Below are 23,471 nucleotides of genomic sequence, written 5' to 3'. Positions count from 1 at the left end.
TTTTAAATGAAACGAACTCAGCTTGCCGCCGCCGTTCTGTTGGCAACAGGAAGTGTTTCGGCATTTGCCGCGACCTATTCAGTGACGCCTCTTCCTTTACAGGATACCGCTAGAAACAATTTCGCTCGTTCAATCGATAACTCAGGCAAAATGCTGTCTGTAGTTCAGCTTGAATACAATCCCCCAGTAGATGTAGATCAGCTTGAAGACGACACAACCTTCTTTGATGTTAATGGCTCAGCTTTAGAAAATGAAGACGATGCGCGCCAAGGAGTCTTCACTGATGCAGATTACACGACAATAGTTAACTATTTGCTCTCTAATAGTACTGCGACCACAGGTCAAAAACTTGCACCTTTCAGAACCTTCTTAGCTGACACGCAAGACATTTCTTTGGTGCCAGGCTTAGACGAAGTGACTGACAAATTTGATGATTACACCCGCTCGGTGGAAGCAATAGGTAGAGACAGCCTAAACGGCAACTTTATAGTAGGTGATTCATCTGGTTTGGTCGTTTTAGACCCATACGAAAATGAAGATGGCGATACCATCAACTACACTTACGCGGAATCAGCTCAACAAGGTTTCATTCAAGCATCTGGCGTATCTAAAGCGCTACCAGCTGTAGACACCACAGCCGGCGGCTTTTCTTCAGCCCGTGCAGTTAATGCAAACTTACAGGTCGCAGGCTTTAGTACAGTTAGTTTCCAAGACGATGTGGAGGAAGCTATTGAAACCTGTGAAGACGATGAGTTACGTGGCGACCAGTCTGAAGGCCGTTGTCTCTTCACCATTTACAATGGTGATTTTGCAGTACCACGCATTTCTAGCTATTTCCTCAATACATCTACGAACTATCTGCCAGGCTTCGTTTTATTGTCAGAAGTTAATGCCACCATATGGCAAGTTGACGTTAATGGAGATGTGATTAGCACAGATACTTACCCATTATTGTTCGAGCCAGATGAAGACGATACTTCACACTACTTTACTTATGCTTATGATATCAACAACCAAGGTATTGCAGTAGGTGAAGGGCTAACTGGCGATCGTATTACAATTACTCGTCCTAACCAATCTGGCTTGACTGAAAGTGAGCGCGTTGCAACGGTATTTAGAGACGGCGAGACCATTGAGCTTCTTCCTCGAGAAGAGAACATTATCAGTCAAGCAATTGCTATCAACGACGAAAACTGGGTAACTGGCGCCGTACTTCGCTCACAAAGCGATATCGCGCGTTCACGCCTATTCGTATATAACCTCGATACGCAAGAACAAAAATATCCTGATGGCTTTTTCGTAAGTGCAGGTGTTACTGCTAACGCAATTAACAATAACAATATCGTGGTGGGTAAGGCAGATGTCGATGCTACAAGTGACACGCTACGTGAAACTGCTGCATTTATGTATAACATTGATACTGAAGAGTTTTTGGATCTAAATGATCTAGTTTCGTGTGACAACACCTACGAATTAATTGAAGCGGTTGATATCAACGACGACAACGAAATTATTGCTAATGCGCGTATTAAATCAAACAGTAAATACGTAACTGGCGTCGACATCATAAACTCAAGCGGAGAAACAGAACTAGTTGATTCTGTCGTTGCGGTTAAGCTATCTCCATTAGCTAATGGTTCTATTGAAGATTGTGAGGTACCTGAGGACGAACAACCGTTTGAGCGCAGTGGCGCATCTACTGGCTGGTTCGCATTTTTTGGTTTGTTGGCTGCTGCTTTTGTGCGTAGACGTTTTAAAAAATAAATAACCTTTTTAAGTTAATCTATAATGCATTTTAAAAGCCACATTCGTGTGGCTTTTTTTATGCCTTAAAGGCGCAAAAATAGACATATTTATGCATAAAAAATGTAATATAAATTTCACTGAAACTTCATTTATTTATCGATTGTCAAGCGCTTTAATTTTATATTTTTCTTGAACCATTTTGTTAATTGCACTATCAAAGTAATGTACGCGATCAATTTTCCGGCACTATCAACCGATATGATGTAGAGCGCTCGAGAAAATGATTTGTTGTACATTCAACAAACAAAAGAGGCTAATCAATGAAAAGACAAAAAAGAGATAAAATGACTCGCGCCCATTCTAAAGGCTATCAAGCTGGTATTAGCGGTCGTTCAAAGGAAAATTGTCCATTTCAGCAAAACGATGCACGTTCACAGTGGTTAGGTGGATGGCGTGAGGCAGTAGAAGATAGACACTTAGGGTTAAGCGTCAAATAACACTTCTCTTTTATGAACTGATTATGCAAAAAGGAAAGCCCCTGAAAAGGGGCTTTTTTGTGCGTAAGCGTTTTATGCAGTGCTGAATGAGCAGCGCTTAAAAATTTGATGTATCTTGGAATAGACCTACTTTCAAATCTTTTGCGACATAAATTTCCCGGCCATCTACCTCAACCGAACCATCTGCCATACCCATGAAAAGTTTACGTTTAATTACGCGCTTCATCGTGATTTTATACGTTACTTTTTTTGCTGTGGGTAGAATTTGACCAGTAAACTTCACTTCACCAACCCCAAGCGCTCGCCCTTTACCCGGCCCGCCGCTCCAACCAAGGAAAAAGCCAACTAGTTGCCACATTGCATCTAGTCCAAGACAACCTGGCATGACAGGGTCACCTGGAAAGTGGCAATCGAAAAACCATAAATCTGGGGTAATATCTAACTCAGCGATAATTTCGCCTTTGCCATGTTCGCCGCCGTCTTCAGTAATGGATACAACGCGGTCCATCATTAGCATATTTGGTGCAGGCAATTGACTGTTACCCGGACCAAACATTTCACCACGGCTACACGCCAATAAATCATCTTTATTAAAACTACTTTTCTTCTCGGACATTCCCAACTCTTTGTTGTTATTTAAGTGACGGTGTTAATTTAGCGAACACTTGTACGCCAAACAACTCTGAACAGTCATTTTTCTGAAGAAAAACGCGTGCTACTATACTTACTATAAATTTAATCCGTACAAATATCGCCCCATGCGTGCAATTTATAAACAGCGATTATACTACGCTCCACAATATAGTATTTGTGTGTGAAAACTATGACAGAACAAACATCAAAAAAAACCAGTAAAAAAAGCCCTGCAGATAGAGCAAAAGCGAACGCTGATAAACAACGTCGTTTTAGAGAAAGACAAAAAGACGCCGGCAAAAAGCTAGTGAGAGGCTATGTCAGCCCGGAAGCGAAGGCATGCTATGACGAAATACGCGAAAAAACAGATTGGACCGACAGTGAAGCTATGTCGAACGCTATGCGGCTAATGTATGCGGCCTACAAGTGTGGTCAGATTAAGCTATTAAATGAGTGGCTAAGAAAGAATAACCGTTAGGCTGTTTTTTCAATTTTCGATTTGAGCCACATTCTGCTTGGACTATTTTGCATGGTATGGCGCCTGACAATACGCTGCGCTTCTTTTACCACATCATCGCGCTCGCGATAGTCCCATAAACGTTTCGCTGTTATACGGTTATTCTCTGCAATATCAATAACGGGCAACGCATAATCTTGTTTAACATCAAAGCCAAGCATTTGCGCTTCTAATGGCGGTAGGTCGTAAGGCGCATGAACGGCTTCATTAGGTAGTTTAGCTAGCTCTGGCACCCACTTCTTAATAAATACGCCATCAGGGTCTAATTTTTGTGACTGTGTTGCCGGATTATAAAGTCGAACGGTATGAATACCGGTGACACTCGCCTGCATTTGAATTTGTGGATAATGGATACCTGGTTCAAAGTCTAAAAACTGTGTTGCAAGATAATGTGCGGCTTTAAGCCAGTGCACGTTTAAGTGGTGACACAAAAAACTCGTTACCATTGCCCGCATCCGAAAGTTAATATATCCAGTCTGTCGTAGTGCTCGCATACAGGCATCTACTAGAGGGTAACCTGTGCGTCCAATGCTCCAAAGATAGAAACGTCGCTCAGCTTCTGGGCCGTCTATAAACGGAAAGTGTTCATAAGCTCTGTTCATCGGGCGCCACTCTATACTGGCCTCGCTTTCAAATTTTTGAATAAAGTGGCAGTGCCAATGCAGTCTGGATGTTAGAGCGGATAGGGCGCGACTCCACTGTTTGCGCTGTGATGTTGGCAAAGCTTTCTTAGCTTGTTTTTCCAACTGAACGCTTTGATACACCTGCTTGATAGAAATGTTGCCCCATGCGAGATAAGGGCTTAATCGTGAACATGCGCGTCGTGCATACTCAGGTTTTGAAATATGTTGGTGATAATACTGTCCACGAGAACTGAAAAAATCCTTCAAAACCTGCCAAGCACGCTTTTCACCACCAGGCTGCATCAAAGCGATATTAGGTGTTACTTCAATTTCAGTCATTTCGCCCTTGAATGCGCTATCGTGTATATTACCGCTACAGTAGTTGGGTAGGTCAGGCGATGACCGTTTAAGTTCAGCTATCTCGTTAATAGATTTCGACGCTTTTAAAATGTCTGAAATTTCACGCCAGTTAGCCCAATTAGCCGTTTCTATATCAAAATCATAGGTGGCGGTTGCGAAATGGTGCTCCCAGTTTTGCTGCCATTGTGCTCTATGAGGCAGACCACGTATTACTGCACCATACTGATATTCAGCGAGCATAATAGATCTATTTATCAGATATTTAGCAACATCAATATCGCGGTTATGCGTAACCGAAAGGCCGGTTTCTTGGTAACTCCTAACCGCATCAATGTTATAATTTTGAGCAATAAGTTCAAGTGCTTCTATTACTTCACAGTGCAAGGTCAAAACACGGGCATGAGCGGGCAATTGGCTGTTAATGTCATCTATACTTTGTTGCATAAATCGCCAATGGCGAATATCCATATGCGGGTCTGCAATAAGCGAGGGCTCCCAACAAAAAAGTGGGAGCAGCTTTTCACCTGCCTGAACAGCGCGATAAAAAGGCTCGTGATCACGTAAGCGAAGGTCTCGCTTTAACCATATAACCGTGACTGTCTCTTTTGAGTTAGCCTTTTTTAAGTTATCTGACGCCATACAGTTAAATAACTAAAGCCATTTATTACGAAATGCGCCTGCCGGGTCGTAAATTTCAGTCTGTTTTTGAAGGTTGAATTGCCTATGTCCGCGAGGGTCGCTTCCCACGCCGGCAAGGTAAAGCCAATTTCCCCAATTACTTCCCACATCATGATCAACTAACTGATGTTCAAACCACGCAGCACCGTAACGCCAGTCTTGCCGAAGTTCGTGTACAAAGCAGCTAGCAACAAGCTGCCTACCGCGGTTCGACATATAGCCTGTCTCTGCAAGTTGTCGCATACACGCGTCTACAATAGGGTATCCAGTATTGCCTTCACACCACTGTGCAAAGGTGTCAGGGCAATGTGAAGTGGAAGGTGTTTTACCTTGAATGCCGCTAAAGCGAAACCATTTAGCGCCATACTTACACTGCAGCCAGTGAAAAAACTCTCGCCACAACAGCTCGAAATAAATCCAATAAGTGGAATCATTTTTTTCTACGGTCTCTTCAAAGTTATGAACTTGCCTCATCACTTCGCGCGCAGAAAGTGAACCATTAGCTAACCAGGCAGACAACTTTGTGCTGTCTTTCCATGTATCAAGTGCATTGCGTGTTTCCTTGTAAGATGACGCAGCATGCCAGTCAAACAGATACGTGTTTAGGTGAGAAAGCGCTGCGGTTTCACCACCAACGAATGACGATTCAGACGGTTTCGGTAAATCGAGGTCAATACTGAATAGAAAAGACGCGTCTAATGTTGGTGTGAAGGGGGTAGGAAAGCACTCTGGTGTAGGATGAACCGCTAACGGTTTGCAATGTTTCTCTACTTTTCTTCGAAACGGACTAAAAACATCGGGCATCTCTTCAATACTAAACGGAAATGTTTGCGCATCAAAAAGACCAAACGTCGAGCGCTCGACAACGGTTAGTGAATCAAAGAAACGTTTTACTGTGTTTAATTCTGCGGTTTCATCATAACCACAATATTGACTCACTCCAAGGTGGGTGTACTGCCCAGATTTTAACAGCTCAACTAGACACTCTGCAGTGCTACCTTTTACAATAAGTAAATCCTGCCCAAGCTTTGCTAGCTGTTGCTTTAAATCTACTAATGTCTGCAGCAAGAAGGTGTGTCTGTGCTCGCCCATTGGATTAAGCCCAAACGCGTTGGGCTTAAAGTTCTTATCATCTAATATATAGACGAACGTAACTTGGTCGACCTTTTCGCACAACGCCGTAATAGCCGCATTATCGTGCAGCCTTAGGTCGTGCCTGAACCAGAATAGTCCTCGGTTATCACTAGATTGAGGTTTATCGTTGGAATGCTGATTTATCATACTAATTTTAAGCGTTATTTTTTATAATTTGACGGATCTTGAATCCGCTTTACTACGTAAGATATAAGATACGAATAATATTTAGATTTGGCGCAACGCCTGAGGAAAAAAAGTGACCGTTCCTGTTAGTATCATGTGGTTCAGACAAGACCTACGCGTAAAAGACAATCCTGCATTAAATGCAGCTTGTGATATGGGGAAAATAGTTCCCATCTATATTTATGATGATACAACCCCTGACGGTAGAGTACCTGGAGGAGCCAGTAAATGGTGGCTTCATCATTCTTTGGCTTCTCTGAATCAGCGCCTTAATGGCCACCTACAAATTTTTAAAGGCAACCCAAAGGATATCATTTCAACATTAATGAAATCTTTTGACGCAAAAGCTATCTTTTGGAACCGGTGCTATGAACCATGGCAGATAAATCGCGATAAAGAGATTAAGCAATCTCTCATTGGCAGTGATTACGAAGCGCACAGCTATAATGGAAGTCTTTTATGGGAGCCAATGAAAGTGCTCAAAAAGGACGGCACGCCTTATCGCGTATTTACTCCTTATTACAAGAAAGGTTGTTTGCAAGTAGAAGAGCCGCGTTATCCTAAAGCGCCGCCAGCACGCATAACTTATGCAGATGTAGAAAATGAAGGTATTGAATTAGCATCGCTAAACTTACTGCCCACTATCAATTGGGACGAGACCATTTCGAAAGAATGGTCGCCAGGCGAAGACGGAGCTGCGGATAATTTAGCAGATTTTATTGAAAAGTCTGCGCGTAAATATAAAGACGGAAGAGACATCCCTTCAGCTCGCGGCACATCACGCTTATCGCCCCATTTGCACTTTGGTGAGGTTTCGCCAAACCAAGTGTGGTACGCAATAAAAGACAAATTTGGCAATAGTGAAGACAAAAGCATTGAAACCTATTTGAGCGAATTAGGTTGGCGTGAGTTTAGCTACTACTTGCTATTCCATTTTCCAACTCTGCCAAATAAAAACTTCAACGAAAAATTTAATAAGTTTCCTTGGCGTTCAGATGCTAAGGCGCTTAAGGCTTGGCAAACAGGAAAAACCGGAATACCAATTGTCGATGCGGGTATGAGAGAACTATGGCAAACCGGATACATGCACAACCGTGTACGCATGATTGTGGGGTCATTTCTGGTGAAAAACTTACTGCTTAGCTGGCATGAAGGTGAGCGGTGGTTTTGGGATACACTGTTAGATGCAGACCTTGCCAGTAACAGTGCCGGTTGGCAGTGGGTAGCAGGTTCTGGGGCCGACGCTTCGCCATACTTTCGCATTTTTAACCCACTATTACAGGGCGAAAAGTTCGATAAAAAAGGCAGCTATGTTCGTAAGTATTGTCCAGAATTGAATAAGCTATCTGATAAGTACATACACAAGCCTTGGGAAGCACCTAGTGCAATACTAAAAGATGCAGGGATTGAACTTGGTAAAGAATATCCCAAGCCGCTAGTTGATTTAAAAGCATCACGGCAGCGTGCTTTAGACGCATTTCAGCAAATAAAAGAGTAGGCTATGGCAGCACTTATTTTAGTTTTAGGCGACCAGCTTACCGAAACCTTACCGGCTATTGCCAATGCTGTAAAAAACAAAGATACCATTCTAATGGCGGAGGTTCGTGAAGAAGCGACGTACGTAAAGCACCATAAAAAGAAAATAGCGTTTTTATTTAGCGCTATGCGCCACTTTGCTAAACGTTTGCGCGATGAAAACTATAACGTTAACTATGTTCACTACACCGATAGCGCTAACAAAGGCGACTTACTCGCTCAAGTTAAGCACACATTAAGCGAAAAGGATTTTGCTGAAGTAAAAGTGACCATGCCTGGTGAATACCGCTTGTTGAAAAGTATAGAGCAGTGGGGAAACGTGCTCGGTATACCCGTTACTATATGTGAAGACAATCGTTTCTTATCCACCCCCCAAGAGTTTACAGACTGGGCGGAAGGTAAAAAACAGCTTCGGATGGAGTTTTTCTACCGTGAAATGCGTCGTAAGCACAAAATACTTATGGATGGGAAAAACCCTATTGGTGGTAAGTGGAATTACGATGCTCAAAATCGTGAATCTATGCCAGAAACCCAAAAAGTACCAAAGCACACCACATTCGACAATGACGATATTACTTCAGATGTCATAGAACTAGTAAAACACGAATTCAGCGACCATTTTGGTGATATTGATAACTTTCATTTTGCGGTCACGCGGAAAGGCGCTCTTACCGTTTTAAACACCTTCATAGAACAAAGGCTGCCAAATTTCGGTCAGTATCAAGACGCCATGGTCGAGGGAAAGTCTTGGCTTTATCATTCTCATATCGCGTTCTACCTAAACTGCGGGTTATTAACTCCCAAAGAAGCCATTCAAGCTGCCGAGCAAGCCTATCATGCTGGGCAAGTACCCCTTAATTCTGCTGAAGGGTTCATCCGGCAGATACTCGGCTGGCGTGAATATGTAAGAGGTTTTTATTGGCACTTTATGCCGAATTTAAAAACGGACAATTATTTTAATAACACTCGCGCGTTACCTTCTTTCTTTTGGGATGCACAAACCAATATGAATTGTATGCGCCAATGCATAAAGGAAACCCAACAAAACGCTTATGCTCATCATATACAGCGGCTAATGGTGGTTGGCAACTTTAGCTTGTTGACCGAATTAAACCCCGAAGAGGTACAAGCGTGGTATTTGCTTGTTTACGCCGATGCTTACGAATGGGTTGAACTGCCCAATGTAGCGGGAATGATTTTGTACAGCGACGGCGGCAACTTAGCCAGTAAGCCATATGTCGCGAGTGGTAGCTATATCAACAAAATGAGCAACTACTGCAAAAACTGTGGCTATCAAGTTTCGAAAAAAACGGGACCAAAGGCTTGCCCGTTCAACTACCTATACTGGCATTTTATTGATAAGCACAAAGAAAAGCTAAGTAACAATCACCGTATGGCCATGATTTATAAAACCTATGGGCGGATGAAAGAAGAAAATATAGAAACCATGAAACAGGACGCCACAATATTTTTATCAAAGCTAACTAAAAATGAAGAAGTCTGACTTACCTACTAAAATGTGCCCAGTATGCGATAGGCCGTTTACATGGCGTAAGAAATGGGAGAAAAACTGGGAAAACGTTCGCTTTTGCTCGAAGCGGTGTGCATCTTCAAAGAATAAAGCACAGGTAAACAATGTCTAACCTAGTGCAAATAAACTGGCAAATTAAGAATAATGACGCTTCTTGGTTTGCCAACCGTATAGCAAATGTACTTGCCCCCGTTAATACCAACAATCTAGGATGCAGCGGCATTGACTTGTTAACGAACTCGCCTTTAAACAGTTACCATTGGCGACTAATACTATAAAGCCTTTTTTAGAGGGTTGTTACATGTCATTAACATATGTGTCAAATGTAACCTTCATTGAACGACTCGCTCAACGAACTTAGGATTACGGCAAATCAAGTTCGAGAAGTAGTAATGGCACTGTCTGCAAAAGCTGCAATTTTAAACAACCCTTTATTAAGCACTTTTTTCAAACAATCGTTTTTATCACTTATTGGCCTTAGTGCTTTAACAACCGCCAGTTTAGTTGATGGTATTTTTATAGGCCAATACGTCGGCCCACAAGGTCTAGCCGCAGTTACGTTACTTTTACCCTACATCACCTTTCTTGTAGCGCTTTCTTTGATGCTCGCAATTGGTGGAAGCGTTACTATCGGCACCTTCATGGGGAAGGGCGACACTTATTCAGCCAGTGCATTATTTACGCAAATAATAATAGTTACGGTAACGCTTAATATTGTATTGGCAGTATTAAGCTACATTGCAGAACCTGCATTATTTTGGCTACTTCATATACCGTCTGACATTGTGCCGCTGACAAAGCAATATTTTTCCGTGCTTAGATGGGTATTCATCCTTCAATTTTCGGGCATGGTGTTCTACTACCTAGTTCGAGCGGATGGATACACGAAACTTGCTACCACTGCATTACTTATAGGTGCATTGACTAATATAGCGTTAGATGCACTATTTGTAGGGCATTGGGGTTATGGGATTGAGGGCGCAGCTTATGCGACAGGCGTAGCACAAACTCTTCAGCTCTTTGTATTAGCCGCTTTTTTCGCAGATAAAAACCGAGGCGTAACACTTGCAACGTTTAATAAACCCTGGCGCAGGCTATTCAGCGTATTAAGAAACGGTATTTCAGAATTTACTAACGAAATTTCAGTGGGTGTACTTTTCTTAGTCATCAATGCACTACTGGTTATTAAAACTGGCAGCGATGGGGTAGCGGCCTACAGTGCGGTTAATTACTTTATATTCCTTAGCATCATGCTTAGTTTCGGTATCGCAGACGCACTTCATCTACTTGTTAGCTACAACCGGGGTGCCTCACAACCAACAAGAGTCAATGCTTTCCTGTTAATAGCATTAGCGACAGTATTTACTGTTGGGCTAATAATGACAGCGTGTTTGCTGTGGTTTAAACCTTTCTTCGTTGGCCTTTTTCTTGCCCCAACACAATATGAAGTTTCTACCTACGCGTATAGCATCATTCTATATATTTGGCCGCTTTTCCTTGTTAACGGCTGTAATGTATTACTTAGTGTCTTTCTAACTGCCATTGAAAAGCCATTTCAGTCTGCTGTTATTGCGTTAAGCAGAAGTATACTGTTTCCAGTTGGCCTTCTATTTTTATTATTCTACTTCACGTCTTCTACATCAAAAAATAAGAATCCTGACTTTTCGTTCCTCATAGCACTTCCCGTTGCAGAGTGGGTGACACTTTGCTGCGCCGTCTTTTTTGTTTGCAAGCATTGCATGAAAAGAGAAACCTAAGAAAAACATTAAAAGAAGCTCTTAGAAAGAAACGCCTAAGAAATAACACCCAAAAAATAACCACATGTAACAAATGTAAAAGTCTTTGCTAATGAGAACTATTCTCACTAGATTGTCGCGGTAATTTGCTCATCCTAAAAGGGTATAACCATGACTTCAGTAGCTAAGAAACAAGCTAATAACGCGTCATTTCAAGCATTCATGAATGCTTATATCAAAGAAATCGATACGGGGGTTTGGCACACTAAAGCAGATTGGGTCATTCGAACAGGCGTCCAGCTACATCAAAATGATAAATATGCCGTTGAGCTTTATCTAACCGCAAACAACACTCGGCTTTCAGTATCCGCATCGTATCGCTCTACGGTAGGGCGACATGTCTTCAATTCGGTTTACAAACAACTTCCCAATAGCCTTCAGTGGGAAGAAATTTCCTTCATGAGCGCTATTTTATTGCTTATCGACGAGATTTACAGTGGGGGCGAAACAAATAAGGAATCAACAGACACAATCGCAGAGCAAAGCTTAGAACTTTATGCCAGGATGATAGAAAGTCACCAAATTATGGCGATGTACTTGGAAAATCGCGCTGGTGATCCCGCCCTCGAAAGTAATCAATTTATAGATTCGGAACAAGCCATTCTTTTTGGCCATTGGTTACACCCAACGCCAAAATCAAGGCAGGGTATGCACCGTTGGCAACATGAGCTTTTCACGCCAGAGCTTAAAGGGAATTTCAAACTGCATTATTTTGCAGCTAAGCAATCCATCACTTTTTCTAATAGTGCAGAGACAGCGTCTGCTTTTGAAATACTAGAGAATATAGCGTTATGCGATGGCGACCCTTCAACCAAAGGGGTTATCAAGGAATTACATAGTAAGAATTTAAAATTGTTGGCGGTACATCCGCTGCAAGCTGACTGGCTGTGTGCTCAGGCTCATATACAAAAATTGCTTGATGAGGGCAAGTTGCTTCACTTGGGTGAGTTAGGGCCTTTATTTACGCCCACGTCTTCAGTAAGAACTTTGTATAACGCAGAGTTAGATTATATGGTGAAGGTATCTATACCTGTGAAGGTAACCAATTCTTTAAGAAAGAATATGCACCATGAATTAGAGGCTGGCGTCACCCTTTGCCGCTTACTAAAACGGTGTGGTTTTTCTAAACTCTACCCTGAATTCAAATTTATCGATGACCCTGCATACGTTTCTCTCAACGCGGGGAATGCGAAAGAAAGCGGGTTTGAATTGATATTAAGAAAGAACCCTTTTAATAAAGCGAGTCAAATCGATGGCCTTGGCGGAACGCAGTCTATAGCAGCGCTTGTTCAAGATCCTCTTTTTCCCGGTGCGCATTCTCGACTTGCGAATATCATTCATTCACTGGCACAAAAAGAGGGCATTGATAGTAGTGAAGTGGCTATTAAGTGGTTTGATAGTTATTTTAACTGTGCAATCGAGCCGGCAATAAGGCTCTTTGACCAGTGTGGTATTGCCTTAGAAGCGCATCAACAAAACTCGCTTTTATCAATGGCAGAAGGTTACCCTGCAGCTTATTATTATCGCGATAACCAAGGTTTTTATTTGTCTAGAGAAAGACAACAAATACTTGAAACCATGGAGCCTCAACTCGTTCTCTGCAAAGACCTGTTTTATGGTGAGCAGATGATAATCAATCGATTCACATACTATCTTTTCTTCAATCAGTTATTTGCTGTTATTAATCGCCTCGGTAGCGACCAGCTTGCGCCAGAGCCTACGTTACTACACATAGTCCACTGTAGATTAAAATCCATGCTCCCCAGCTTAGGTTCATTGGGCTCGGCATTCGTCACCTCAGTGTTAGAGCGAGAAAAGCTTCCTTTTAAAGCCAACCTTCTAACTCGGGTAGAAGATGTTGATGAGCTAGAAGCACAAGATGAGCTAGCCGTGTATGTATGGGTAAACAACCCATTTAAAAGTGTTGGAAAGCTGAGTGAAGCGCCATTATTAGTTAACGAGCAACAAGAAAAAAGTACAGATAAGGTAGTGGCCGATGCTTGCTAACCTCATTTTAGAAAAAACCGAAGCACCAGAGGTTGCATTGAAAGAAGCAAGTGCTTTAGCGATGTGTGAAAACGAGAAGCGCGTTGTTCGCCAGCTGTTTGAAGCTTTGCTCTACGAGGGCTTAATCGAATACTGTTTTGAAGGCGGAAAGTTTACGTTAAATATTGGCAAGGCACTGATAACGGCCCAGGGCCAAATTACACATTTCAGTAGAGTTCGTTTAGATCCTGATTCAATTAAAAGAGATGGTGTGCCCTTAACACTGTCCAACGCTATCAAGCTGATTCATTCGCTACCTTACGCCGAAGAAAAGCGGATTCAACTCGCCGATGAATTAGAACACACGTTATTACTTTGCCGCTGGAATCAAAAGAACCTGGCTCAAATGCCAAGTAGGCGCGCGCTTAGTTATAACCGCTTAGAATCTGCACTTATAGAAGGGCACCCGTACCACCCATGCTTTAAGTCAAGAAGCGGCTTTAGTGTTGCAGATCATGAGCAATACGGCCCTGAAACCGGCGGAACGTTTAAGCTTCATTGGCTTGCAATAAAGCGTGACTTTTTAAGTGCAAATTTTAACGGCGAGGTCGAACAAAGCTTCTGGAAAAGAGAGCTGGGCCACTCTACCTACAACTATTTGACTGATATCTTGCGCCAGCAGGGGGGAAATCATCAAGATTATGGCATAGTGCCGGTGCACCCGTGGCAGTACAACAAGCTAGAGCCCATTCTCCAACAACCTACAGCAGATAAAAAAATTTACTGTCTTGGGCTTGCTGGAGATGACTATCAAGCGAGTACGTCTTTAAGAACCCTACTCAATGCAAGTAATGTAAATAAAGCCAGCGTAAAGCTACCGCTTAATGTGGTAAATACCTCGTCTTTGCGTACGATTGAACCTCATTCAGTCTGCACTGCCCCCCATATTTCTAATTGGTTAGCCAACGTAATTAATAATGATGAGTGGTTACAAAGCCAAAACGTTCTATCTATTCAAAAAGAATACGCCGGCATTGCTTTAAAAAATTCCGAAGATCATAGCGAAAACGGTAGTTGGATTAACGCTTTGTCACCGAGTCTGAGCGCTATCTTTCGTGACGCTAGCGTGTTAAACGAGCCTAACTCTAAAACTGTACCCTTTGCCATCCTTGCAAGTACTGAACAAGACGGCAAACCATTTGTTGCCCATTGGATTGATAAACACGGCGTAGAAAAATGGTTAGACGCACTTATCAATACTGCAGTGCTTCCCGTATGGCATTTATTGGTTAATCACGGTATTGCAGTAGAAGCACATGCTCAAAACATGTCCTTAATATTGGACGACGGTTTACCAAAGAAAGTGGTGTTACGTGATTTTCATGAGAGTTTAGAGTACGTACCTGAATTTATTGCAAACGCAAGCATTGTGCCTGAGTTTGAAAAGATAAACCCTGAGTACGTCAACGCCCCTTTAAACCACTATTACTGGATGGATAATATCGGCGCATTGCGAGAGTTATTCGTGGATACGGTCTTTGTTTATAACTTAACGGAGCTGTCCTTTCTTTTTTCTAAACACAATTACTGTAGCGAGGGTTTCTTTTGGTCGAAAGTAGCGTGCACTTTGCGCTCGTACAACGATAGCGGAGTTACAGACTACTCTCGTATAAATCGCCTGAGTCTATTTGAACCACGCTTCATTACTGAATCACTTTTAAAGAAAAAACTTCATGCAAGCAGTACGCATGAAGAGTTTCATCACACCATTGATAACCCATTAGCCAAATGTTTCAAAGATACTTGTGGAGAGTCACATGCTTAGTATCGACGATAAAGTCATCTCAGCCCAAGATATAAGCTCAAAATTTGAGGTATTTTCAAATACCCCTTACCTAAAAGCAAAAAAAGGTAGTATTGCTGTGTGCATTGAAAGCGTTACTGATTGGCTTTCACTGTGTTTTTACGCAAAAGAAACCGGGCTTACTGTTATGCCTATTCATGCTAGTACGCCAGAAGCGTTGGCCCAAAAATACGCCAATAGAGCCGGGTGCTATGCACTTATTTACCAAACACTCGACAATGTGATTTTATTTCCGCATAACGAAATGCCTGACACTGCGCCTGGATTAATTCAAATGAGTTCGGGGACCACTGGCGAACCGAAAAGTATCAAACGGTCTTGGCGTAGCATTGACCAAGAGGTAGCGGCTTACGTCGCACATTTTAGAGCACCGAACTCTATGACTCCGGTTATTGCTTGCCCCGTTACTCACTCATACGGGCTTATATGCGGGATATTAGTTGGATTAGCGCGAGGTAAACACCCTAGAGTCTTTACGAGTATCAATCCCAAGCATTTACTTAAAGCGCTGCTTAAACTTGAGCAACCGCTATTGTATTCGTCACCATTAATGATAGATACGATATGCATGCTTTGGCCCAACAACAGTAAGCTTCACGCTGTTATGACCTCTGGCACCTTGATGTCAGGCCCCGTGTTTGACCGAACCAAATCCAAAATCAAACATTTTTATCAGCAATACGGATGCTCTGAAGCAGGATGTGTTGCAATAAGCGAAACCTTTGACCGCGCTAATGTAATAGGTGAAGTGCTTCCTCATGTTACCGTTAAAGCTGGTGATAACTCGAAAGCACCGAGTGAAATTGTAATAACGGTAAAGCAACCACTCGATGGTCAAGTTTCAGAGATCTATACCAGCGACCTTGGTTATTTCGAAACCATCGATGGCAAGAGCCAGCTATGCTTTGTTGCGCGCCAAGATGACACCATAATTGTTTCGGGTCTTAACGTTTACCCCAAAGATGTTGAGGACATTGTATTAACCCATCCCGACATTAAAGATGCGGTTTTATTTAAAGTAAAAGACCACAGCACAGGCTATCGGGCTTACCTACAATTTTGTGCGCCCCGTCGTTATACCAATGAAGATAAAGCTGCGTTAAAACGCTGGTGCCATCAGCATTTAGCAACCTATCAAGTCCCTTTTGATTTCGTTCAAGTCGACGCTATTGCCCGTTTGCCAAATGGCAAGGTAAATAGAAAAGCCATAGCAAAAAGCTATCAATTAGAAACAGAAACTCAAGTAGCTACAGCCTAGAGCCCTTTATGAATTTAGACTCTTTAATAACTACAATTAAGCATGTGCTTACGCACGATATGAAGTCACAACACGCTGAAAAATTTTCTCCTTCAGCTCGCCTGAATGAAGACCTTTACATTGATTCAGTGGTGCTAATGCAGATGCTGATTCAACTAGAATTGTCTTACGACATTGAAGTGCCTGAAAGTGCTATATCTCAAGACGACGTAAAAACGGTAGAAAGTTTTGCGTATTTTATTTTATCTCATCAAGATGCAAATCAAGACGAAGATAATACTCAGGTTCAAGAAGTGCCCTTTGAAGATATAAAGGTTCACTGTTTTGTAAGCTGCTTGTGTGAAAGTATCAAAGCTTCGCCAAAAGTCGACCACCGACCTTTTTACTTCGGTGTGTGGGATGCGGATGTTGTTGTCACAGAAGAATTTACACTGGCTTATCATGACGAGTCGGTCAGCCACGACTTTTTTATTCAGTGGTATAAACGTATTTATGGTGTAGAGGTTGCGCCTTGGTATGACAATACGAAAACTAAGGCACAGAATATAGCCGAACTAGAAAGCTTACTCGACAATGCCACTGATTCCCAAAATATCATGGTAATGCTAGACATGTACCTGCTACCTGAACGGGAGAATAAGTTTAACCAGAACCCATTTCCTCACTATGTGATGTTGAAGAAAACAGACAACCAGCAGCGCTGGTTTATGTCTGACCCAGACTTTAGGTGGGAAGGAGAGGTTGAACGCACGGATGTTATTAATGCCATTACATCACCACATGTTGCAGGGGGGTATCTATTCGACAGCAATGATATCGCGCCTTCGTCGCTTGAAACTATTACCGAATACTTTAAAGCTACTTTTTTACCCAATCATAACGTTCTTACAGATGCCATAAGGAAAATTGTCGTTGCCCATCGTGACTATCCTAACGGCAAGGGGGCTCATCTAGGTGAAGCATTAAAGCAAATTCCCGTTCTTGCCATTAGAAAGTATGCATATGAACACGGGTTCGCTTATTTCTGGCGTGACATTGGGTTTCCAGAAGTCACTTTCGAACTGTGGTGCGATGAAATAGAGAAACTTGTATCGACGTATAAAGCAATACAATACCGTGCTATCAAACTTTCAGAGCTGGCGAAGGAAAGCAAAGAGACTGCAACGCTTTTTGAAGAAATTATTAGATTACTCGATGAACAAGATAGTACTGAGAAGAAAATAAAGTCAAAGCTTAATGATGTGTACTGTGAATGGTTGGCCTTTCACAAACTTCATACTAAAGCGGAGCCCAGTTTAACGAGTGTTTGTGAGCTGGAGGCTGCCCTATGAACCTTTCAGTATGCACCATATCATTCAGACACCAGCTTATATCAATAGCTGAAATCGCAAAATGGTCTGTGGCCAATAGCTTTCAAGGTATTGAACTGTGGGGAGCCCATGCGACCAATTTGGAAGATCAGCCATTATACGGTAAGGAGTGGCTTTCAAGTTATTCCTTGAGAGCCACGATGCTAAGCGACTATTTGCCACTTTTCGAGGAAAGGGACGCGTTATATTTCAAAGTCCACCGCCTTTGTCGCTTAGCGAAACATTGGGGAGCGACTAAGATTCGGACATTTGCAAGCAATGAAGCGAGTAGCGATATTACCGAAGACAAAAGGCATTTACTTTTTGAACGGCTGAAACTTGTTTGTGATTGGTTGAGTGACTATGACCTTAACTTAGTAATAGAAACACACCCGAATACCTATGCCGATTCTGTAGCTTCTACTATTGAGCTTTTCGAGGGGGTTAACAAAAAGAATCTACAGCTTAACTATGATGTATTACATGTGTGGGAGTCCGGCGCAGATGTTATTGCATCTTGTGAACTACTCGCCCCATACATCAATCATTTTCATTTCAAAAATATAAGTAGCAGTAAGCATTTGAGCGTGTTCGCACCAGACAATGTTTATGCTGCTGCAGGTTCACGCGAAGGGATGGTCCCCATTTTTGATGGTGCGGTAGATTATCAAGGGTTCATCGAACATCTGTATTCAAAACCACAGCTACGCAATATAGATTCGTCGTTGGAGTGGTTTGGCAACGACTGTAAAAATGTTCTTAGTCACGACAGATATAAACTTCAAAAGATGAGTCAGGCGGCCAATACTGCTATAGCCATTTAAACGACATGGTGAAGATAAGCAAAAGGATTTGAATCTTTATGTTTTTAATTACAAATATACTCGCATTGCAAACATTATGGGGTGGGTGCGCAGCACTTTACTTTTCTTCTACGCATCAAAGAACTGACGCACCAACTATATCAAAGGTTTTAAGCAGTATTCTGTTCGTCACTGCATTGATAGTGGCAGCTTTTCTCTTAAAAGAGCAGTACAACATTTGGGCGGTAGTGTTTTCCATCATCACTGTAATCATGATGAACTTTATCTTTATAACCCTTATTGGCGCTCACGAAAATCGCTTTCTTAGACTTATTGCGTACGGCACCGTGTTTAACTTCGCTTTGTCTTTAATAGGAGGGGTTTATGTGGCGTAAAACACTGCTTTCATTTTTTATCGGTTTAGTGCTCAGCGTAAGTATCACGTTAAATATCAACCACTTTTTACCCTTTGATGTAGGCATCAAATTACTAGCGGGTTACATACTCGGCTTTCTACTTTGGGCTGGATTAATCACCTATTTTTACTGTTTCGAAACAATAAAAAAGCCGTTACTTCAATGCTCATGCGCTTTACTAATTTCACTTGTACTAAACGTGCTGATTAAGATGGGAGTTGTTGCATGAAAGCCAGTACTATTCGTTCTGCATTAGAAGGTCACGGTTGGATAGGACTATTCATTTCAATTCCTCTGTTTATCGTGTTTTGGGCTGGCTCTCTTACATTGTTCTATCCAGAGTTAAAAGCATGGTCGGTCTTACCTCATACAGAATTCCGTTCAGCAAAGGACGCTTTACCCCTGAGTGAAATAGTAGATTCCGCACTTTCGGAACATGATGTGGACATGCAAGAAAGAATGTTTGTCGTACTCCCCACTGACACACTGCCACTGTATGAACTCTATCTTCCAGTGAAGCAAAATGAAGCAGACCACACCGAGCTAACTTCTCTCTATGTAGACCCGGCAAATGGCAAAACTGTAGCGCCTATCGCCAGTTTCCACTTAGCCGACTTCTTATATGGCTTACATATCGATTTAAATTTGCCAATGGGTGGTCACATTGTTGGAATAATTACCTTATTTTTCACTGTGGTCATTTTCACCGGATTAATTGTTCAGTTTAAAAAGCTGATAACACACTTTTTTTACTATAGAGGTTCAAAAGCTACACAGCGCTATCAGCTTACAGACATGCACAATGTAATAGGGGTAATGAGCTTACCCTATACATTTATGTATGCGCTTACCGGCTTGATGTTTAATCTGGGCTTAATTTCACAAATCGTCACGCTTTTATTTGTTTACGATGGAAATAGAACCGCGCTGCTCAATGACTCAGGGTTCCCAAAAATAACAGAGTCGTACGCTGGTATCGAACGAGAAATGCCTGACTTAGACGCACTGGTGGCATCGTGGGAAGAGGAGCAACACGCAAAGGCTCACTCGCTAAGACTCACAAATTATGGTGACGAAAACGCGTTAATTCGCATCATAGGTCAACATGAAACAAACTTCTCACAACGTATAGATATAACTTACCGCGTACGTGAAAATGCATTTTCTACAGAGCTAAACCCAAGTGAGAGAAACGCTTTTGCAGATGGAACACGCTTTCTTTATGCGCTACATTTTGGCCACTTTGCGGGCCTTGATATCAGGGTTGTTTTTTTCATTCTGGGCCTTGCCGTATGCGGCCTGATTGTTGTTGGTAACATGTTGTGGCTTAACAAGTTCCAAAACAATCGCAGTATCTCAAAACGATTCAAACGTAATACCTCCGCGCTTACATTAGGAGGGTGCGCAGGTATTATTCCGGCTACCGCACTTGCCTTCTTACTTGAGAGAACGTTAGCTGCCGGTTTGGATAACAGGGCACTGATGGTTGAAGCTGCTTTCTTCTTAGTTTACGGCCTTTCTGTAGTCGCTACATTTTTTATTAAAAATGGGGTTAGAACGATAAGTGTCATGGCTTTAGTTAGTGGGGGCGTTCTAGCACTTTTAACGTTCGTCGACGTGATCTCTCACAGTCGAGGCATAATGCAATACTTCAATGGTAATTATAAAAGCCTTTTTTCTGTGTCTTTAACTTGTTTTAGTTTTTCTTGCCTGCTTCTTTGGTTAGGTATGAGCTTATTAAAGAAGAGTGAAGTGACACGCCATACCAATACTGGCCACCAATAATAAAAAGCGAAAATAATGAAATTATTCTATTTACCCAATAGCTCAGCCACGCACTGCCTTAACCGACAACTAACTTTTGATGTTGCAAAGGGTGTGGCAGTGTTACTTATGATAATGATTCATGTATTAGATTTTTACGGTTTGGACGAGGTCAGGTTCAGCACGTTTGGTAATACCATCAAGTTTGCTTTAGGTTGGCCTGCTGCATCGATGTTTGTTTTTATTATGGGAATTTTTGTAGGCTTCTCAACGTCGTCAACTCCCACCGAAGACGTCAAACGCGCGTTGTCGCTATTCGCACTTGGCTATTTACTCAACCTTGTTCGCGGAACAATACCCATGTGGCTGTCAATTGAGTTAGGGCTTGTTACATATCAGGACGTTGCTCCTCACACGCCTTTAAGTGAACTGCTAATAGGTGATGTATTCCAATTCGCGGGCATTTCTCTATTAATATGTTCAGCTTTGAAACATGCAACTAATAAAATTTATATTTGGTTATGCGCGGCAACCGCTATCGCTTTTTTATCGCACACGGTTTGGGATAAATATACGACAGTCTCTATTTTCAATGAGTTACTGAAGTTATTTGTCGGAAACGAAGAAGTAGGAGCCATATTTCCTATTTTCCCCTGGGCCGCTTATCCCATTGCGGGAATGGCATTTGGTCGCTTTTTGAAACGTAAAAATGATTGCAACGCTATTAACTTTACTTGGTGTTTTAAGTTCGGTGCTGTTTGCGCGACATTAGGCGCTGCAATTACCTTAAGTAACCCCGACTATCACATCGTTACAAACCTTCGAAGTGGCCCAGGGATAGTGCTACTTATGACAGGCATTGTTATGCTATTTATCTTTGCGATTCACTTGTTCGTAGTGAGGTACGAAGCAACCTATGTGGTTTCGCTACTTGCCTTTTGGGGTGAAAATGTAACCGCGCTGTATGTCTTACAATGGGTATGTATAGGTTGGGGGCTTATGCTTGTTGGACTTCAGCAGCTATCAACCCTGGGCACCTTAACAGCGATGCTTATTGTTTTATTCGCCTGTCACTACCTTGTATTACCTTGGTATAACTATAAATTTAAGAGAAGAGGCACCACGTCTAAACCTCACGTTTCAGTTAAGGCCAAGGCGCCGGTTTAACGCCTTAAACCGATATGGATCCATATTATTTATCTTATATACGGGTCTATATAGCAAGTCATATGTACGCAAAGGGCCTTTCTTTTTACGTACTGCTTTCACCTAATAAATGTAATGTAAATCAGAAATCTAATAACTTTCGTACTTATAAGTGAAAAGTTAACTAAAAAGAGAGCAACGTGGAAGCCCCGATAACTGTAGATAGACTCAGATTCCTTATTTATAGCCTAAAAGAAAAGCTTTGGGTGAAGCCACTTGGGTTTTGCCTTCTTTCTATTTTCGCTGTGTTCCTAGCCAAAGTGGCCGATGGCACTTCGCTAGCCGAACATATCCCTGAAATTAAACCTGACTCTGTCGAAACTCTGCTTTCGATAATGGCATCGAGCATGATGGTTATTGCCACATTCTCAGCAGGTACTATGGTTAATGCCTATGCATCAGCCAGTCAGTCATCTACACCTCGTTCATTAAGTCTAATTATCTCTGACGATGTCTCGCAAAACGCATTATCCGTCTTTATCGGTGCATTTATTTATAGCGCTGTGGCCCTTACTGCAATGACACAAGCTTTTTTTAATGAAGCCGGGCTCTTCATTTTATTTTGCTTAACGTGCTTGGCCTTTGTGATAGTAATTTTAACGTTTATACGATGGGTAGATAGCGTTGCTCGTTTAGGTCGTGTGGGATCGACACTATTAAAAGTGGAAGCCGCCACTACACGGGCGGTAAAAAATAGAATAGACAGCCCTTGTCTAGGGGCAGTTCCGCAAGAGGAAATAAAAGAGCAGGGGAGTTATGCTATTTCCACCGAGAAGGTAGGGTATATCCAGCTAATTGATATCGCTAAACTGCAAGCCTTAGCGAAAAGTAAAGACTGCTTTATCAATGTCGCTTTACTACCCGGCGAATTTGTAACCCCAGAACGCCCATTGGCGTATTCAAACAAAGATATAGAAAAAGATGAAATTGTTAGTGCTTTTACTATAGGCGAAATACGATCATTTGAAGCAGACCCTAGGTTTGGATTTATTGTTCTCGCTGAAATTGCATCCCGAGCTTTATCACCATCTGTCAATGACCATGGTACAGCGATAAACACCATCAGTAGTATCACCAGGCTAATGCTACTGTGGCACAAGCCCGTTTATAAGGATAATAGAGGCGCGACTAACGCTAACCGTAATTCACGACAAGCTAGTAAAAATGACACGAAATATGACCGGGTTTCTTTACCTAAGTTAAGTGTGGACGATTTATTTGATGACGCCTATACGAGTATTGCTAGAGACGGTGCGGCTAACATAGAAGTGGCAATACGAATTCAGAAATCTCTTAACACTATAAAAGCTTGTTTCGATAACAGCGATACAGATGTAGATAAAGACTTCACAAATGCGGCGAATAAATTCGCTAAGCAAAGTTATGAGCGTGCTAAATTAGCACTAAACTATGCTGAAGATATAAAGCGAATTGACCAAGTTTATAAAGGCTAAACTTTAACCCGCAATTAAGGCTAAAAATAAAAGCTATTGCGGGTTTCTTTGACATTGTTATTTTCACATCATACCAATAGTTATCATGACTAGCGTGTTTCGATACGCCAGATAGACGAACGACTAGCGTTATA

Annotated in this window: 19 protein-coding genes; 16 read left to right on the top strand and 3 right to left on the bottom strand. The window is 42.0% G+C overall.

All coding sequences use genetic code 11. From position 1 onward, the window contains the following. Positions 1–6 precede the first annotated feature (6 nt). Both D1814_RS17345 and rmf read left to right on the top strand, forming a co-directional pair. Positions 7–1,764, top strand: a complete 1,758-nt coding sequence (locus D1814_RS17345; RefSeq protein WP_118494757.1) for a DUF3466 family protein — start codon at positions 7–9, stop codon at positions 1,762–1,764. A gap of 302 nt (positions 1,765–2,066) precedes the next feature. Further along, positions 2,067–2,243, top strand: coding sequence for a ribosome modulation factor (gene rmf / locus D1814_RS17340; protein ID WP_039220169.1), 177 nt, complete (start codon positions 2,067–2,069; stop codon positions 2,241–2,243). Positions 2,244–2,340: 97 nt separating this feature from the next. Here rmf and fabA read toward each other — a convergent pair whose 3' ends face one another. Then, on the bottom strand, positions 2,341–2,859 hold the full coding sequence (gene fabA, locus D1814_RS17335) for a bifunctional 3-hydroxydecanoyl-ACP dehydratase/trans-2-decenoyl-ACP isomerase (RefSeq protein ID WP_118494755.1): 519 nt from the start codon (positions 2,857–2,859) through the stop codon (positions 2,341–2,343). A 207-nt stretch (positions 2,860–3,066) separates the two neighbouring features. Here fabA and D1814_RS17330 point away from each other — a divergent pair, with 207 nt between their 5' ends. After that, positions 3,067–3,354 carry a hypothetical protein gene (locus tag D1814_RS17330; RefSeq protein ID WP_118495427.1) on the top strand — a complete coding sequence of 96 codons (288 nt, stop codon included), beginning with the start codon at positions 3,067–3,069 and terminating at the stop codon, positions 3,352–3,354. On the opposite strand, the gene D1814_RS17325 is transcribed toward D1814_RS17330, so the two are convergent. Together D1814_RS17325 and D1814_RS17320 are read right to left on the bottom strand one after the other, a co-directional pair. Then, complete coding sequence (locus D1814_RS17325; protein WP_118494753.1) at positions 3,351–5,015, bottom strand: cryptochrome/deoxyribodipyrimidine photo-lyase family protein; 1,665 nt, start codon at positions 5,013–5,015, stop codon at positions 3,351–3,353. The genes D1814_RS17330 and D1814_RS17325 overlap by 4 nt on opposite strands. A gap of 12 nt (positions 5,016–5,027) precedes the next feature. Then, a complete protein-coding gene (locus D1814_RS17320; protein ID WP_118494751.1) occupies positions 5,028–6,335 on the bottom strand; it encodes a DASH family cryptochrome in 1,308 nt (435 codons plus the stop codon). Between the two features lie 112 nt (positions 6,336–6,447). Here D1814_RS17320 and D1814_RS17315 point away from each other — a divergent pair, with 112 nt between their 5' ends. From D1814_RS17315 to D1814_RS17250, 13 genes are all read left to right on the top strand, one after another. Next, entirely contained in the window at positions 6,448–7,872 is a 1,425-nt protein-coding gene (locus D1814_RS17315; RefSeq protein WP_118494749.1) for a cryptochrome/photolyase family protein, read from the top strand. A 3-nt stretch (positions 7,873–7,875) separates the two neighbouring features. Next, on the top strand, positions 7,876–9,414 hold the full coding sequence (locus D1814_RS17310) for a cryptochrome/photolyase family protein (RefSeq protein ID WP_118494747.1): 1,539 nt from the start codon (positions 7,876–7,878) through the stop codon (positions 9,412–9,414). Beyond that, positions 9,401–9,553, top strand: a complete 153-nt coding sequence (locus tag D1814_RS17305) for a DUF2256 domain-containing protein (RefSeq protein WP_118494745.1) — start codon at positions 9,401–9,403, stop codon at positions 9,551–9,553. Before D1814_RS17310 ends, D1814_RS17305 begins: the two co-directional genes overlap by 14 nt. Positions 9,554–9,833: 280 nt before the next feature. After that, the gene (locus D1814_RS17300; RefSeq protein ID WP_118494743.1) at positions 9,834–11,198 is read left to right on the top strand and encodes an MATE family efflux transporter; all 1,365 of its coding nucleotides are present in this window, start codon (positions 9,834–9,836) and stop codon (positions 11,196–11,198) included. A 150-nt stretch (positions 11,199–11,348) separates the two neighbouring features. Further along, complete coding sequence (locus D1814_RS17295) at positions 11,349–13,244, top strand: IucA/IucC family protein (protein ID WP_118494741.1); 1,896 nt, start codon at positions 11,349–11,351, stop codon at positions 13,242–13,244. After that, complete coding sequence (locus D1814_RS17290; protein ID WP_118494739.1) at positions 13,234–15,048, top strand: IucA/IucC family protein; 1,815 nt, start codon at positions 13,234–13,236, stop codon at positions 15,046–15,048. Before D1814_RS17295 ends, D1814_RS17290 begins: the two co-directional genes overlap by 11 nt. Then, positions 15,041–16,345 carry an AMP-binding protein gene (locus D1814_RS17285; RefSeq protein WP_118494736.1) on the top strand — a complete coding sequence of 435 codons (1,305 nt, stop codon included), beginning with the start codon at positions 15,041–15,043 and terminating at the stop codon, positions 16,343–16,345. Before D1814_RS17290 ends, D1814_RS17285 begins: the two co-directional genes overlap by 8 nt. Positions 16,346–16,353: 8 nt before the next feature. Further along, positions 16,354–17,676, top strand: coding sequence for a DUF6005 family protein (locus D1814_RS17280; protein WP_118494734.1), 1,323 nt, complete (start codon positions 16,354–16,356; stop codon positions 17,674–17,676). Further along, positions 17,673–18,518 carry a sugar phosphate isomerase/epimerase family protein gene (locus tag D1814_RS17275; RefSeq protein ID WP_118494732.1) on the top strand — a complete coding sequence of 282 codons (846 nt, stop codon included), beginning with the start codon at positions 17,673–17,675 and terminating at the stop codon, positions 18,516–18,518. Before D1814_RS17280 ends, D1814_RS17275 begins: the two co-directional genes overlap by 4 nt. Before the next feature lie 38 nt (positions 18,519–18,556). After that, positions 18,557–18,892 carry a hypothetical protein gene (locus tag D1814_RS17270; protein ID WP_118494730.1) on the top strand — a complete coding sequence of 112 codons (336 nt, stop codon included), beginning with the start codon at positions 18,557–18,559 and terminating at the stop codon, positions 18,890–18,892. Between the two features lie 246 nt (positions 18,893–19,138). Then, on the top strand, positions 19,139–20,698 hold the full coding sequence (locus D1814_RS17260) for a PepSY-associated TM helix domain-containing protein (protein WP_118494726.1): 1,560 nt from the start codon (positions 19,139–19,141) through the stop codon (positions 20,696–20,698). Between the two features lie 15 nt (positions 20,699–20,713). Next, the gene (locus D1814_RS17255) at positions 20,714–21,844 is read left to right on the top strand and encodes a heparan-alpha-glucosaminide N-acetyltransferase domain-containing protein (protein ID WP_118494724.1); all 1,131 of its coding nucleotides are present in this window, start codon (positions 20,714–20,716) and stop codon (positions 21,842–21,844) included. Between the two features lie 179 nt (positions 21,845–22,023). Next, the gene (locus tag D1814_RS17250; RefSeq protein WP_118494722.1) at positions 22,024–23,337 is read left to right on the top strand and encodes a DUF2254 domain-containing protein; all 1,314 of its coding nucleotides are present in this window, start codon (positions 22,024–22,026) and stop codon (positions 23,335–23,337) included. Positions 23,338–23,471: the final 134 nt, after the last annotated feature.

This window comes from Alteromonas sp. BL110 (assembly GCF_003443615.1).
GTDB lineage: Bacteria > Pseudomonadota > Gammaproteobacteria > Enterobacterales > Alteromonadaceae > Alteromonas.
The sequence above is the reverse complement of the archived record's forward strand: the minus strand, read 5'-3'. Positions and strand labels throughout refer to the sequence as shown.